The 13,423-nt window shown below is 57.0% G+C and carries 13 protein-coding genes; 6 read left to right on the top strand and 7 right to left on the bottom strand.

The features are described from left to right. Positions 1-28: 28 nt before the first annotated feature. Positions 29-400: a DUF2388 domain-containing protein gene (locus tag ACW9HX_RS17665; protein WP_457381574.1), complete on the top strand. Its 372-nt coding sequence runs from the start codon at positions 29-31 to the stop codon at positions 398-400. Here the strand turns inward: ACW9HX_RS17665 and ACW9HX_RS17660 are convergent, their stop codons facing one another. Beyond that, positions 401-1,231, bottom strand: a complete 831-nt coding sequence (locus ACW9HX_RS17660) for an undecaprenyl-diphosphate phosphatase (protein ID WP_457381573.1) — start codon at positions 1,229-1,231, stop codon at positions 401-403. A 505-nt stretch (positions 1,232-1,736) separates the two neighbouring features. Here ACW9HX_RS17660 and ACW9HX_RS17655 point away from each other — a divergent pair. The 3 genes from ACW9HX_RS17655 (at position 1,737) to ACW9HX_RS17645 (ending at position 5,188) form a co-directional block, all read left to right on the top strand. After that, a complete protein-coding gene (locus ACW9HX_RS17655) occupies positions 1,737-2,477 on the top strand; it encodes a winged helix-turn-helix domain-containing protein (RefSeq protein WP_457381598.1) in 741 nt (246 codons plus the stop codon). Positions 2,478-2,768: 291 nt separating this feature from the next. Then, positions 2,769-3,410 (top strand): winged helix-turn-helix domain-containing protein, encoded by a 642-nt coding sequence (locus tag ACW9HX_RS17650; protein WP_457381572.1) that lies wholly within the window; start codon positions 2,769-2,771, stop codon positions 3,408-3,410. A gap of 383 nt (positions 3,411-3,793) precedes the next feature. Next, positions 3,794-5,188 (top strand): undecaprenyl-phosphate glucose phosphotransferase, encoded by a 1,395-nt coding sequence (locus ACW9HX_RS17645; protein ID WP_457381571.1) that lies wholly within the window; start codon positions 3,794-3,796, stop codon positions 5,186-5,188. A 375-nt stretch (positions 5,189-5,563) separates the two neighbouring features. Here the strand turns inward: ACW9HX_RS17645 and ACW9HX_RS17640 are convergent, their stop codons facing one another. From ACW9HX_RS17640 to galE, 6 genes are all read right to left on the bottom strand, one after another. After that, positions 5,564-7,642: a YjbH domain-containing protein gene (locus ACW9HX_RS17640; RefSeq protein WP_457381570.1), complete on the bottom strand. Its 2,079-nt coding sequence runs from the start codon at positions 7,640-7,642 to the stop codon at positions 5,564-5,566. Beyond that, on the bottom strand, positions 7,639-8,403 hold the full coding sequence (locus ACW9HX_RS17635) for a capsule biosynthesis GfcC family protein (RefSeq protein WP_457381569.1): 765 nt from the start codon (positions 8,401-8,403) through the stop codon (positions 7,639-7,641). Before ACW9HX_RS17635 ends, ACW9HX_RS17640 begins: the two co-directional genes overlap by 4 nt. Further along, complete coding sequence (locus ACW9HX_RS17630) at positions 8,400-9,065, bottom strand: YjbF family lipoprotein (protein ID WP_457381568.1); 666 nt, start codon at positions 9,063-9,065, stop codon at positions 8,400-8,402. The genes ACW9HX_RS17635 and ACW9HX_RS17630 overlap by 4 nt, the downstream gene beginning before the upstream one ends. A gap of 12 nt (positions 9,066-9,077) precedes the next feature. Further along, positions 9,078-10,193, bottom strand: a complete 1,116-nt coding sequence (locus ACW9HX_RS17625) for a polysaccharide export protein (protein ID WP_302852026.1) — start codon at positions 10,191-10,193, stop codon at positions 9,078-9,080. Positions 10,194-10,282: 89 nt separating this feature from the next. After that, positions 10,283-10,519, bottom strand: coding sequence for a hypothetical protein (locus tag ACW9HX_RS17620; RefSeq protein WP_003226528.1), 237 nt, complete (start codon positions 10,517-10,519; stop codon positions 10,283-10,285). A 226-nt stretch (positions 10,520-10,745) separates the two neighbouring features. Then, the gene (gene galE, locus ACW9HX_RS17615; RefSeq protein WP_457381567.1) at positions 10,746-11,762 is read right to left on the bottom strand and encodes a UDP-glucose 4-epimerase GalE; all 1,017 of its coding nucleotides are present in this window, start codon (positions 11,760-11,762) and stop codon (positions 10,746-10,748) included. A 381-nt stretch (positions 11,763-12,143) separates the two neighbouring features. Here galE and galU point away from each other — a divergent pair, with 381 nt between their 5' ends. Then, positions 12,144-12,977, top strand: coding sequence for a UTP--glucose-1-phosphate uridylyltransferase GalU (galU, locus tag ACW9HX_RS17610; protein ID WP_011335161.1), 834 nt, complete (start codon positions 12,144-12,146; stop codon positions 12,975-12,977). 31 nt (positions 12,978-13,008) lie between these two features. Continuing rightward, positions 13,009-13,419 carry a mannose-1-phosphate guanylyltransferase gene (locus ACW9HX_RS17605; protein ID WP_457381566.1) on the top strand — a complete coding sequence of 137 codons (411 nt, stop codon included), beginning with the start codon at positions 13,009-13,011 and terminating at the stop codon, positions 13,417-13,419. Positions 13,420-13,423 lie beyond the last annotated feature (4 nt).

Raw genomic sequence — 13,423 nt, 5'->3', positions numbered from 1 at the left:
TGATGTACTGACAGGATGTCTTTTGTTTATGCCCGCGTTGAATTTCTCTGGCTTCAAGCGCTGCACCCTCCTTGCCTTGTTTTGCGTCACGTCCAATGTTCAGGCCCACTGCGACGGGCTGTGTCTGGGTAACACCGATACGCCATGGGAGGTGACCAAGCTGTCTGGTTTCACGCTTGTCTCTTTGCTGCTCACGCCCTTTACGGCCTCGCAAGAAACCACCGAAAGCCATAAACGCGTTTACTCCGCCGAGGAGCTGGAAGATGCGCGGCTCTACCTCGCCAGCGACGGCATGCTGCAAGCCGCGTATTTCACGTCAGCCTTGCAGCGTTTTCGTCATGAATCGCCTGATACGGAGTTGAGCGACCTCGCCGTCGCGGCGCTGATCAGCAGTCAATAATCAGGCAGCCGCTTCCGTCCAGTTCACCCACCCAAACACCCACGTAGCCAGGATCAGCAAGCCAAACGCGATCCGGTACCAGGCAAACGCGGCGTAGCTGTGGTTCGCAATGAACTTGAGCAAACCGCGTACGGCGATCATCGCAAACACGAACGCGTTGACGAAGCCCAAGGCGAAGACCGGCAGGTCGCCCGCCTGGAACAGTTCCCGGTACTTGTAGCCCGAATACACCGCCGCGCCGACCATGGTCGGCATTGCCAGGAAGAACGAGAACTCCGTGGCCGCTTTTCGCGACAGGCCGAACAACAGACCGCCGATGATGGTGGAACCGGAGCGCGAGGTGCCGGGAATCATCGCCAGGCACTGTACGAAACCGATCTTCAGCGCATCGGACCAGGCCATGTCGTCGACGTGCTCGACGCTCACCACATGATCCCGACGTTCGGCCCACAACATCACGATACCGCCCACCACCAAAGCGACAGCAACGGTGATCGGGTTAAACAGGTAATGATGAATCGCGTCGGCAAATAACACGCCCAGGACGACCGCCGGGAAGAACGCGATCATCAGATTAAGGGTGAAGCGTTGTGCATTGCGTTGGGTCGGCAGGCCTTTGACGATCTCGAAGATCTTCGGGCGAAATTCCCAGACGACGGCAAGAATGGCGCCCAGTTGAATAATGATGTTGAACGCCATTGCACGTTCGCCACCGAAGTCGAGCAAGTCGGCAACGATAATCTGGTGGCCCGTACTGGAGATGGGCAAGAACTCGGTGAGACCTTCTACCGCACCTAAAACCAACACCTTGAACAAGGTCAGTAAATCCATTAATCCTCCGTCAGAACGCTCGAAAAGAGCGCCCGGTCAACTGCATTCAGGCATTGGGTATCTGAAATTAAACAATGGGTAGATCCAGTCCCATTGCCCGATTGGGTGACGGAGAATATGTCTTATCAAAAGACACACTCAAGCCATGTTAATAATCGTCCGTCTGTGAACTTGCTCTCTTAGTGGCAAAAAAATTCGTCGCCCCCTAAAATGTGACCCAGCTCACATTCCCCTGAATCAAGCAGCGATCAATAGTGGCCATAGGACATAAAAGTGGTCGCCATAGTTACAAAATAGTGGCACCATTGCACATCGCCACCATCTAACGGCCTTCGTTTCGTTAGTTCACAGCCCCGAGAAAATCAACTAAAAGCTTGAAAAGCTTAATTATTGTTAGAAAACTCGGGAGCCACGTCTAAAAACCGCGTAAATGTTACCAATTGTCAGTCACAGATGAGAACCGGTGCTTTAACATCCCGATGTCAGCACTTTTTCGAGTCAACGCATCATGCTTACAGGGAACTTGGCGACTAGAAGCCCACACCGGACAAACAACGAGCCAGGCGTTCTCACTCTGGCTCGCACACGCGCTGTGGCTGAACATTTTAGAGCGTTGATCGCGCAGCATGTGCAGACCGATCTGGCTCTAGAGGCCAACTCCTTCACTAGTTCATATCAGCAAAATGAATATCACGGCTCCTATCGAGCCATCTTCATCATCATCGACACTCCCCAGGCACTTGAAGACAACCTGGCGCTGGTGGAAAACCTGCGTGCCGACAACTTGAAGCCGATCATTTGTGCGGTCATTACCGGTCGCGGCGCCTACAGCAAGATCAAATACCATCTTGCGGGGGCCGACTTCTGTATCAAGCTCAATACGCTTGCCGACGAAGGCGCCGAATTGTTCGGTGAGTTCTTCAGCAGTGAAGAATGGCTCAGGGATATAGATCTGGTGCTGGACCCCACTCGAATCTGCCTGTCGGATACCAGCAAGAAACTGGACATATCCTTTGCCGAAATGAAGATTCTGGAAGCGTTTGCGCAAACCAGTAATCACATCCTCAGCCATGATGAAATCGCCAGCATCATGGGGCTCAACACCAATTTCTACGACCCTCGCGCACTGGAAAAATCCATCAGCCGCTTGCGTGGGAAAATCAAGGACGTGTACGGTACGAACGCCATCCAGAGCATTCGCGGGTATGGCTACCGCCTGATGAGGGGGTTGATCTCGACCGCCTGAGTCAGGAAATCATCATTTGCAGCATACGAGGGAACGTCTGATGCAACGCTATGAAAATCCAACGTCTCACCGTTTTATTCGCAACACCTATCCAATAAAAAGCTGTCAATTGAATGAGCGCTGCAACACTTAAACATAACAATAAATCATTACTCTAAAAGCAGACCCAGTGGAACTTATCGCGGGCCATAATTGGGCCCAGACCCTGCCTGTCGATTATTTCCGAACGCGTTATAACTCGTCTGCCGATTACCTTTTAGCCAAATTTGGTGCGTTATTCAGGAGAGAGACATGGAAACCAGTACAACCCTCCCAAGAAAATATTTTGTTGTCGTGACGAACAATTCCGCGTCGCAGCGCGAACTCGAGAGCATTCTCTCCAGTGAGCGTTTCAATTCGTTTGGTACGTCTCAGGCACAGATGTTTGTTGAAGGTGTTGCTTCGCCCTCTTCCACTCCCACGCTGATGGAGTTCACTTACCCACGCGGCACAAGGAAAAGCGTCGCTCGCAGTATTGAACATGATACACAGCGAATATTGGCCACCCTCGAGTCTGAATGGCTGGCTGCGCAATCTATTCATTCATTCCAGAACACCCAGGCAATAACGTCGGACGTCAATGAAACTCGTCCTCCGGTCACAGAAGCCTGGCACCTCGACAATGATCAAGGCGTACTCGTCCGGGAGGATATCGAGATCAGTCTTACCGGCCTCGAAACCGCATTGGTCAGGAAAATGCTGCACCATGAAGAGCGCGTTGTCAGTCGCGACGATCTGATTCTCAGCATCGGCCGGGAACCGGAACAATATCGTGGTCTGGAGATGTGCCTGAGCCGTCTTCAAGACAAGTTCAAAAGTGCCAGCAACGGCGAACGACTGTTTCGCGCGGTCCGCAATCGCGGTTACTGCCTGATCCAGGAAGTTGTTGCATAAGCACAGCCTCCATATCAATGAACAGAAGCAAGTGCAATTACAAAAATAAAAAAGCACTTTGCTTGGTTTAACCCTCCTTTGTCAGTAATGCCTCCCTCCTCACCCTTCCTACGATAGCAAACACAACAGGGTTTATTAACCCTCCGCCCTTCGACCTTTTCTAACGTTTGATATTCTTCAATTCAATTGGTTGGCACTTTGCCATCTTGTTAGAACTCGTCAGACAGCTTCTTCCCCAATAACTTAGTCTATTGATTGACGACAGTTCGGCATACCGATGTTGTTACCTCAGAACATGGGCACCTAAAACAAAAACAACTCTGCTTAACAACTCGGATTTCAACTGTCGAAACCTGAATGGAAGTCTTTTGGGGATATCGCATATGGATCTCACTCTACGTATCAACCGAAACACCGGCCTCAAGGGACTTACCTTCTGGGGCCAATGGGCATTGGCACAGTGCTTTATTGTTTCACTGCTATTTATATTGGCTGAGCAGCACACGGGAACGGTCGAGTTCTATTACCGGATGTGCACCATGCTGGCCGTGTTGGCGTCGGTTCCGGCCTATACGTTCAGCGGCGCCTACCGAAAGCGCGACAACTACCTGACCGGTCTCGGACGGCTGCTGATGGGCTGGTCGATGACCATGGCCGGGCTGACCTTCATCGCGTTCATCTGCAAGGCCGATGAGCTGTTTTCGCGCCAGGTGATCCTTGACTGGGCGGTGTACGGCTTCCTCGGACAGGCGTTGCTGTATGCGCCGCTGCATGCGTTCTCCAAGTACTACCAGCGCTCACGCAAAAGCGAGCACAAGACCCTGATTGTAGGGACAGGCGAACTGGCCCTGGGCCTGGCGAAGAAGCTCAGTGAACACGAAAACCTGCCGCTGGTAGGTCTGGTCAGCAACGGCACCCTGCCCTCCCTGGACGCAGACGCACCGCGCGTCGTCGGCGATCAGGAAAACCTGCTGGAACTGATCAAACGCCACGATATCCGTCGTTTGTACATCACGCTGTCGCTGTCCGAAGCGGCGAAGATCGAAGCGATGTATGTCGATCTGCTGGATGCCAACGTCGACGTGGTCTGGGTGCCGGACCTCAACAGCCTGACGCTGCTCAATCACTCGGTGAAGGTTGTGGACGGCCTGCCGGCGATCTACCTCAATGAAAGCCCGCTGACCAGCCGCCCGACCGCCGCCCTGAGCAAGAGCCTGATGGAGAAAAGCGTCGCGCTGCTGGCCATCATCCTGTTGAGCCCGGTGCTGCTGCTGATCTCGTTGGCGGTGAAGCTCAGCTCGCCGGGCCCGGTGTTCTTCAAGCAGGATCGCCATGGCTGGAACGGCAAGGTGATTCAGGTCTGGAAGTTCCGCTCGATGCGCGTGCACGATGACCGCGACGTCAAACAGGCCAGCCGCAACGACTCGCGCATCACCGCAGTCGGGCGCTTCATCCGCCGCACTTCGCTGGACGAGCTGCCGCAACTGTTCAACGTGCTGCAAGGTCACATGGCACTGGTCGGCCCACGCCCGCACGCCGTGGCGCACAACAACTACTACTCGGGGAAAATCCTCGCCTACATGGCGCGTCACCGAATCAAACCGGGTATTACTGGCCTGGCGCAGATCAGCGGTTGCCGCGGCGAGACCGACACCCTGGACAAGATGGAAAAGCGTGTCGAGATTGACCTCAAGTACATCAACAACTGGTCGCTGTGGCTGGATGTGAAGATCCTGGTGAAGACGCCGTTTACCCTGTTGTCGAAGGATATTTACTGAGACACAGAGCTCGGTAAGCAACACCGCAAGGGGACGAAAGTCCCCTTTTTTGTGGGCGGGATTTGGGGACTGGGGCGGCTGGCGATTTCGATGAATCAGTCAACATGGATGTCGACAGGACTGACGCTTTCGCGGGCAAGCCCGCTCCCACAGTTTTTGGATGATGCCGCAATTTGCAGCACTTCCCGGATCCCTGTGGGAGCGGGCTTGCCCGCGAAAGCGTCGGGTCGTTCAGCAACGGGCTCGGACTTGCCAATCTCCTCACCCGGAACACGCCCGTTCCGTCGGTTGTGCTGGATGGATCAAGACGGCCATCCACCACAAACCAAAATGGGAGCCGACAGGCTCCCATTTTGACTTCCCAGTCTCCCGGGCTTACTCGGTAATCTTCCCGAAGTTGCGATAGAACATGTCGTCTTCGCGGCTATCGGTCATGGAGTGCAGCTGGAAGCTGCGATTAAGCCTCGCACCGCCGTCACGGGTCAGCGGCGCCCAGACCAGGTTGGCCCGGCGCATGGTCGACATGCTCATCATCTCGTCGAACGGGATGGACAGGTAAATGCCCTTGTCGAAGCTACCTTCGCCATATTCCGCACTGCCGGCGGTGGTGATGGTCGCCCAGGCACCGAAGCGCACGCCGTTGGAAAACTCCCGGGAGATATCCAGCGTGCCGCCAAAGTCGCCCGCCAGATAGCGCCCGACGCTGACCGCCGCGAGCGTTTCGTAAGGCAGATCGGTATAGCCGGTGATATGACCGGTCAGCACCGAATAATCACGCAGACCGAAACCCTGATCGAATTCACGCTGACGCACATAGTTCAGGTCTGCACCGATCGCCCAGCGTTCCCCGGTCGGACGGAACAGCACCTCGCCGCCCACCCCGGCAAACATCGACTCCAGATAACCGCCGTAGACCATGCCGTACAAGTCTTTGTCCAATTGCTCGGCGTGGCTGACCTGAAACAGCGGCATGGTGGTGTCGGACGTGGTCAGGTACTGACGCAGGTCCGTACGCACACGCGGCAAGCCGCTGGGTGCATCGTATTTGAACTTGTCGAAGTTGTTCGCCAGGTTCTGGCTGAGCATGCCGCTCCACCAGGTGTTGCGGTTGAAGCGGAACTCGGCGTCGAGGTCGGCACTGAACTGATAGAGCAAGCCATCCGGGCCGCCGACGTTCTGCTTGAAGCCCAGACCAGCGCCATAACTGAAGTGCTGCGGCGCCTGGGTGTAGAGAGTTTTCTCGTTGTGCGGCATCGCCGGGTTGACCTCGGTAGTGCGGTGCAACGCTTGCAGCGGCTCCTCGTTGTTGATCACTTCGCGGAAGGTCTGGCGCGGCACGCTGGTTTCTTCCAGCGGCAGGTCGTAGCGCTTGTTGACCACGGTGAACCAGTTGATGTCGTCGTTGACGCTGTTGTCCAGAATCCGGCTCGCACGCCCCACCGCTTTCGCCGAATGGAAATAACGCTGCTGTTCGCCGTACACGATCAACTCGGAATCGCGCTGGGTGATGCGCTCGACCTGATAGCCCGCGTTTTGCTGCAAGCGCTGCGAGACGTTGGCCCAGTCGACCTGATCCAGCGACGTGCTTGGCGCCTTCGCCGGCAGTGGTTCCGGTGGCGGATCGAAGGTCTTGGCCGGGGCTTTGCGGCTTACGAAATTGGTGTGGAACGTGACGCCGAACATCGCCGTATTGCCCCGTTCCCACGCCGCGCTGACGTCGAGGGAATCCGTCACCTTGAACACCGCGCCAAGGTTGATCGGCGAGTCCTGCTTGATCACATTGTCCTTGGGCTCATGCTTGTAGTCGTTGCCTTCGTATTCGAGTTTCAGGCTCAGGCGATCCCAGGGTGTCTGGTAACTCACGCCGCCGAAGAACGATGGCTGGCCGCGAAAGTACGAGCCGGCGTTGACGTCACCGGTGCCTTCCATCGCTGGCCGGGTCTTGAAACGATCATCGAGATAGCCCAACGGGTTGTCGACGTCGCCGCGATTGCCGATGTAACCCCAGGCAATGCCGGCGCTGAAATCCAGGTTGTCGAAGCGCTTGTTGGCCACCAGGAATTCACTGGCGAACAAACCCGTACCGCCGACGTCTCGGAAGCCCAGAGAGACGTCGGGCGCCCAATGGGTTTCCTCCCAGAGCCGGACTTTGACGTCGACCGCCTTGTCCTTATAGCTCTGGTTGCCGCTCATTGATTCGGGGCCGTAAGGGCGGTTGGTGATGGCGGTGTAGCGAAAGGAGCCTTCGAGCCAGTCCAGCGGCTGCAACGAAACGCTGTAGCGGCTGTAAGGCTCGGTGCGGTTGGCATTGACGCTCAACTCGCCGGCCGGGGCCATGCGCGCGGTCGGGGTCTGCAACAGACCGGTGCCACCGAAATCGCCCTGGGTAATACGCGGCTCCGCATGGGCCAGCCCGCACGGCAATAACAACACAGCTGCAAAACGCAAATTCAACGAACCACCTCAGCCAACTGCGTGGCAATAAATTCGGCCAACTGCTGATTCAGTTCAGGGACAGGCGGATCCAGATCATCGTTTTTCAACGGCACCAGAATCTTGCTGCCGGCAACGGGAAACTGCCCGCTCTCGCGATTCCAGTGGGCAATGCCGACGCGCCGCGAAACCCCGTTGGGCTGGATCAGCCACAGGTAATCGGCGTCGGCGTCGTCCTCCAGCAGCACACAGCCGCTCAGGTATTCACGGGCTTCGAGCAGCGGCTGATAAGGCAGCCGGCAGGTGCCGGCAACGGCGCCCAGCACTTGCACTTCATCGACCCGCTGCGGATAGATCAGGCGATCGCCATCGTCCAGACGAATGTTGCGGGCGAAGCCGACTTCCAGCGCCACCGGGTCCAGATCCGCGATCTGGCGTCCGGTGACCGGCATCTGCCGGACATCCTCGGCCATGCGCACCGCCAGGGCTTTGCGGCTCGGCCGATCGAACAAGTCGGCCATGCGCTGCAACACGTCCAGATCGAACAGCACGCCGACCTTGAGCCGGGTCTGCTCTTCCAGCAACGACTGTCGCAGCAGCACACCGGCCAGCCAGTAACCCTCGGCATTAGGAACGGCCTCGCTGATCACATCGGTCAATCGGCCACCCGGCGGCAACGCCACCGGCCCCGGGTTGGCGACATCGCCGGTGACGGTGACTGCCGCCTGACTTGCTCCGGCGAGCAACATCAAACTCGCCGACAGAACCCTCAAGCGCTTCATGGCACGTGCCTGCGATCAGGGGTCAGTTGCACGATCTTCACTCGCAGTTGCGAGGTCAGTTGCTGCTCGCTCTGCACAATGAAACCGTCAACCGGATCGACCCAGTAACGGTTGGTCGCCCGCAGGCCGATGGCCGGGACGTCGATACGCTCATCGACACGCAGCACGGCGTATTCCTTGTTGAGAATCTTCAGGGTTTCCACGGATTTTCGGGTGAAGCGACTGTTGACGATCAACCCGACTTCCTGGCCCTTGTAGAGATCGATCCAGCGCTGACTGGTATGGCCATCGGCAACGTTCTGCAGACCGCGCTTGAACGGCGATGCATCGGACAGCCGCGTGCCGTCCAGGTCGCCTTCTGCGCCCAGGCCGATGGTGCGCACGACGAGACCGTCGCGCAGCAGCAGGACCTGCTTGCCCGAGGCAACCCAGAACTGCAGGTTTTCGCGTTCACGCACCAGCGCCAAAACGCCGGAGCCGGACGGCGTGGTCAGTTTGATCTGGGGATAGTTGACCTCGGCCACCTGGGCCGGCGTCACGTCAATATCATCCGGGCCGACCACCGCCGACTTCAGGTTGGTCACAGAAGCAACCATCAACGGATTACAGCCACACAGCAACAAGGCCGCCATCAGGCAGACGCCAACATTCAACGTTTTCACAGTCGGCCGGCCTTATTTGCTGTTGTTGGTGAATTCGCTCCAGTTCTTCGCAGCGGAAGCACCGGTTCCGACAATCGATGCCGATGGCACCAACTGACTGATCAGGCGGTTCCAGCGAGTCACGTTGGCAGGCCCTACATAAACGACGTCCTGGGGGCGCACTTCAAAGTGCGTGGCGAGGACCATAGCGGTGGGAGATTCGGCTTCCAGTTGATAGATTTTTGCCGGCTCCACATCGAGGTTTTCCACCCCGCGAATCACGTACACGGCGTTGCCGTTGGAAGTGGTCTGACTCAGGCCGCCGACCGATCCGAGCACGTCGGACAGATTCATGGTCGCGGTCTTGAAGCTCAGGGCGCGCGGCTGGTTGACTTCGCCCATCACGTAGATGCGTTTGTTGTCGTTGTACGGCAGATACAGTTTGTCGCCACCTTGGAGGTAGACATTCTGCAACTCGGAATCCTGTTGATTGAGGGTATCCAGATTCAGCGGATAGACCCGCCCATTGCGCGTCAGCAACAACCCGGACAGGTCGGCATTATTGGTGTCGATGCCCGCCGAACCGAGGGCTTCGACCACGCTCAGCGGGTTGGTGGAAATCGCCTGCGGGCCGGCCTTGGCGACGGCGCCGGTGACCACCACCTTCTGACTGGCGAAGCGCAGCACGGCGACATCCACTTGCGGCTCGGCGATGAACGCCGACAGCCGTTGCTCGATGTCGTCGCGCAGTTGCTGGATGGTCCGGCCGGCGGCCTGGACTTCCTTGATGTACGGGTAATACAGCGTGCCGTCGGAGCGCACCAGACGGCCGTTGGCGTCGATCTGCTGCTGCGCGCCCGACGGCGCGGTCAGCTCGGGGTGATCCCAGACCGTGATGTACAGCACGTCGTTGTTGCCGATGCGGTATTCGGCAGGCGTCGCCAGCAATTCCGGCGGTACCGACTCACGCTTCTGCGTGGCCCGGTTCATGGAAATCAGCTTGGGCGTGATCGGAATCAACTCGACCCGGCTGCTTTCACTGGCGCCCTGGCGGGTGATGCCAAAGGTGCTCAGGTGTTGACCGGGGGAAAACATGCAACCTTGCAGAGCGAGACTTGCCAGCATTAAAAGAGAAAAACTACGAGTCATAATGGCACTACGCTATTCAAGGGCGAATCCAAAACAAAGTCACCCGACTTTCGTCGGGCGACCATGTACTGCACCAACAGTTACTTCAGTTAGTTGTGCGTGCCGGTTGTACCCGTGGTACCGGTGGTACCCGTTGTACCGCCGTTGGCACTTCCACCACTGTTGGACGCCGCTACGGCACTGGCAACCATTGCAGTACTGGCAGCAGGCGCTGTAGAAGCCGCGACACTACCCGATACATTGGTCACCGCAGTAAGCGGCGCTTCAGCTGCGGATGCCCAGTTGCTCAACATCGTCAACAAGGCAATCGCCATCACTTTTTTCATATCAACTCCTTTCTAACATTGCACCGTTACATCGGGTGTTCCGTTAGAGGTGGTAGAGTTCAAGTCGCAAAAAGCGCGAACAAGATCCGCTGTTCTTTCACAGTCAGAAGCAACTGATAAAGTCGAACGGCAGGTTATATCTACGGACTTGCAAAAGGCATTGCCAGTGTAATTTCCCGACGATATCTAACAACCTGACCGAAAATAACATTGGACTAAATGGCCATCATTCCAGGTAACCCTTGGGGTGGTTCGATTGCCAACGCCAGGTATCGGTAACCATGTCCTGCAAGTTGCGCGTGGCTTTCCAGCCCAGTTCTTTTTCCGCCTTGGAAGCGTCGGCCCAACTCTCGGCAATATCGCCCGAACGCCGTGGCATCACCCGAAATGGCACCGGTTTCCCGCACGCCTGTTCGAACGCTCGTAGCACCTGCATCACGCTGTAGCCGTCGCCGGTGCCGAGGTTCCAGGTATGAATGCCGGTGCGCCCGTCGATGGCCTGCAAGGCCTTCAGGTGACCGTCCGCCAGATCGACGACGTGGATGTAATCACGCACACCAGTGCCGTCTGCCGTGGGGTAATCGTCGCCGAAGATCGACAGTTCCTGCAGGCTGCCGACCGCAACCTGGCTGATGTAGGGCAGCAGGTTATTGGGGATGCCGCTCGGGTCTTCGCCCATGTGGCCGCTGTCGTGAGCGCCGATCGGGTTGAAGTAACGCAGCAGCGCGATGCTCCAGCGCGGCTCGGCCTGGCTCAGGTCGCGCAGGACGTTTTCGACGATCAGCTTGGATTGGCCGTAGGGATTGGTCGGAATGCCGGTAGGAAAATCCTCGCGGATCGGCATCTGCTCAGGCTCGCCGTACACCGTGGCCGAGGAGCTGAACACCAGCCGGAAGACCCCCGCCGCTGCCATCGCCTGGCACAACGTGATGCTGCCGCTGACGTTGGTCTCATAATACTCGAGCGGCTTGCGCACGCTCTCGCCGACTGCTTTAAGCCCGGCAAAATGCAGGACGGCGTCGATCGAATGCTGCTGGAATATCCGGTCCAGTAACACTCGGTCGCAGACATCGCCGCGAATCATCACTGCACTTTTGCCGCAAATGCCTTCCACCGCGTGCAGTGCCGCGTCGCTGCTATTGCAAAGATTATCCAGAACGACAACTTCATAACCTGCTTCAAGCAATGCGAGTGTGGTGTGCGAGCCGATATACCCGGCGCCACCTGTTACCAGAATCTTCATAGCGCGGTCCATAGTGGGAAAAGTGCCAACTAGCGTGTCAAGCCTCATTTGTTTAATGTGTGTCTTGCTTCACACAAACAAGGCGACAACAATCCAAAACAAAAACAGTTCCATCACTGGCCAAAAATATTTTTAAAGGCCAAACTGTATTGCTAGGTACTTATTAGCACTCTCGCACTTTCACCACTATCGACAGATACCGACTAAAAATAACTGTTATTTATCAAACCGACATCTAATAACATTAGCCCGCTTTACACTAAGCTAACGTTGTCACTTACAACCTGACTCAGGTATTAAAGTACAGCTTCATCAACTTGCAACTTTTCCTTATTGCAATGTAACCGATGGCTGTATGCCATGAATGTCCAGGAAACTTCTATGATTCGTAAATGTTTGTTCCCCGCTGCCGGCTATGGCACGCGTTTCTTGCCGGCCACCAAAGCCATGCCCAAAGAGATGCTGCCGATCGTCAACAAACCGTTGATCGAGTACGCCGTTGAAGAGGCACGGGACGCCGGCCTGCAGCACATGGCAATCGTCACCGGGCGGGGCAAGCGCGCACTGGAAGACCACTTCGACATCAGCTACGAACTCGAACACCAGATTCGCGGCACCGAGAAAGAGAAGTTCCTGGCCGGCACTCGCGAGTTGATCGACACCTGCACCTTCTCCTACACCCGCCAGGTGGAAATGAAAGGCCTGGGTCACGCGATTCTCAGCGGCCGCCCGCTGATCGGCGACGAACCTTTCGCCGTGGTCCTGGCCGACGACCTGTGCCTGAACCTGGAAGGTGACGGCGTGCTCACCCAGATGATCGAGCTCTACAAGAAATTCCGCTGCTCGATCGTGGCCATCCAGGAAGTCCCGCGGGACCAGACTCACAAGTACGGCGTGATCGCCGGCGAGGCGATTTCCGAGGGCATCTACCGGGTCAACCACATGGTGGAAAAACCCGCGCCGCAAGACGCTCCGTCGAACCTGGCGATCATCGGCCGCTACATCCTGACGCCCGACATCTTCGACCTGATCGCCGACACCGAGCCAGGCAAGGGCGGAGAGATCCAGATCACCGACGCACTGATGAAACAGGCGCAGAACGGTTGCGTGCTGGCCTACAAGTTCAAGGGTCTGCGCTTTGACTGCGGCGACGCCGAGGGTTACCTCCAGGCGACCAACTTCTGCTACGAGAACGTCTACCTCAAGGGCCGTTGAACGGTCCCCGCGCACATCCGACGAGGCAACCATGAACATCGCACAACATTCGACAGACATTGAACGGGAGGTGGACAACCTCGGGGTGATGAGCTGGTTGTCTCGTCATCAGCCGTTGCCCAGCGCCAACGAATCCTGGCTCGGGACTATCCTGCTGGTGGAGCGGATCGGCATGTTCCCCTCATCCGGGGACATCCGCCGGCCAGTCCGCGATCCGTATCCCCTGCTCGCCCATCTGAAACGGATCTACGGCGAGCAGGCGCTGGAGGTCGATGACCGCGACGGCCTGAAAGTGATTTTCAGCGACTGGCGATTCCGGGTGCGCATCTGCTGCAACGACCCGGCGATCATCATCACCGTGGAAACCCGTTGCGTGACGCAGTTGATGCCACAGAAGACCGCAGAGCTTCTGGGTCACGTGGACAACTTCGACAAGGGCTGAGCCC

This window comes from Pseudomonas sp. SDO52101_S400 (assembly GCF_054071635.1).
Note: the sequence above shows the minus strand (reverse complement) of the source record. Positions and strands in the feature narration are given on the sequence as shown.

What these genes read in the sequence shown, in the direction of transcription:
- ACW9HX_RS17635 (WP_457381569.1), bottom strand. Translation starts at nt 8,403, where the DNA reads ATGAAGCGCTTGAGGGTTCTGTCGGCGAGTTTGATGTTGCTCGCCGGA.
- ACW9HX_RS17645 (WP_457381571.1), top strand. Translation starts at nt 3,794, where the DNA reads ATGGATCTCACTCTACGTATCAACCGAAACACCGGCCTCAAGGGACTT.
- ACW9HX_RS17665 (WP_457381574.1), top strand. Translation starts at nt 29, where the DNA reads ATGCCCGCGTTGAATTTCTCTGGCTTCAAGCGCTGCACCCTCCTTGCC.
- galE (WP_457381567.1), bottom strand. Translation starts at nt 11,762, where the DNA reads ATGAAGATTCTGGTAACAGGTGGCGCCGGGTATATCGGCTCGCACACC.
- ACW9HX_RS17650 (WP_457381572.1), top strand. Translation starts at nt 2,769, where the DNA reads ATGGAAACCAGTACAACCCTCCCAAGAAAATATTTTGTTGTCGTGACG.
- galU (WP_011335161.1), top strand. Translation starts at nt 12,144, where the DNA reads ATGATTCGTAAATGTTTGTTCCCCGCTGCCGGCTATGGCACGCGTTTC.
- ACW9HX_RS17625 (WP_302852026.1), bottom strand. Translation starts at nt 10,193, where the DNA reads ATGACTCGTAGTTTTTCTCTTTTAATGCTGGCAAGTCTCGCTCTGCAA.
- ACW9HX_RS17620 (WP_003226528.1), bottom strand. Translation starts at nt 10,519, where the DNA reads ATGAAAAAAGTGATGGCGATTGCCTTGTTGACGATGTTGAGCAACTGG.
- ACW9HX_RS17660 (WP_457381573.1), bottom strand. Translation starts at nt 1,231, where the DNA reads ATGGATTTACTGACCTTGTTCAAGGTGTTGGTTTTAGGTGCGGTAGAA.
- ACW9HX_RS17605 (WP_457381566.1), top strand. Translation starts at nt 13,009, where the DNA reads ATGAACATCGCACAACATTCGACAGACATTGAACGGGAGGTGGACAAC.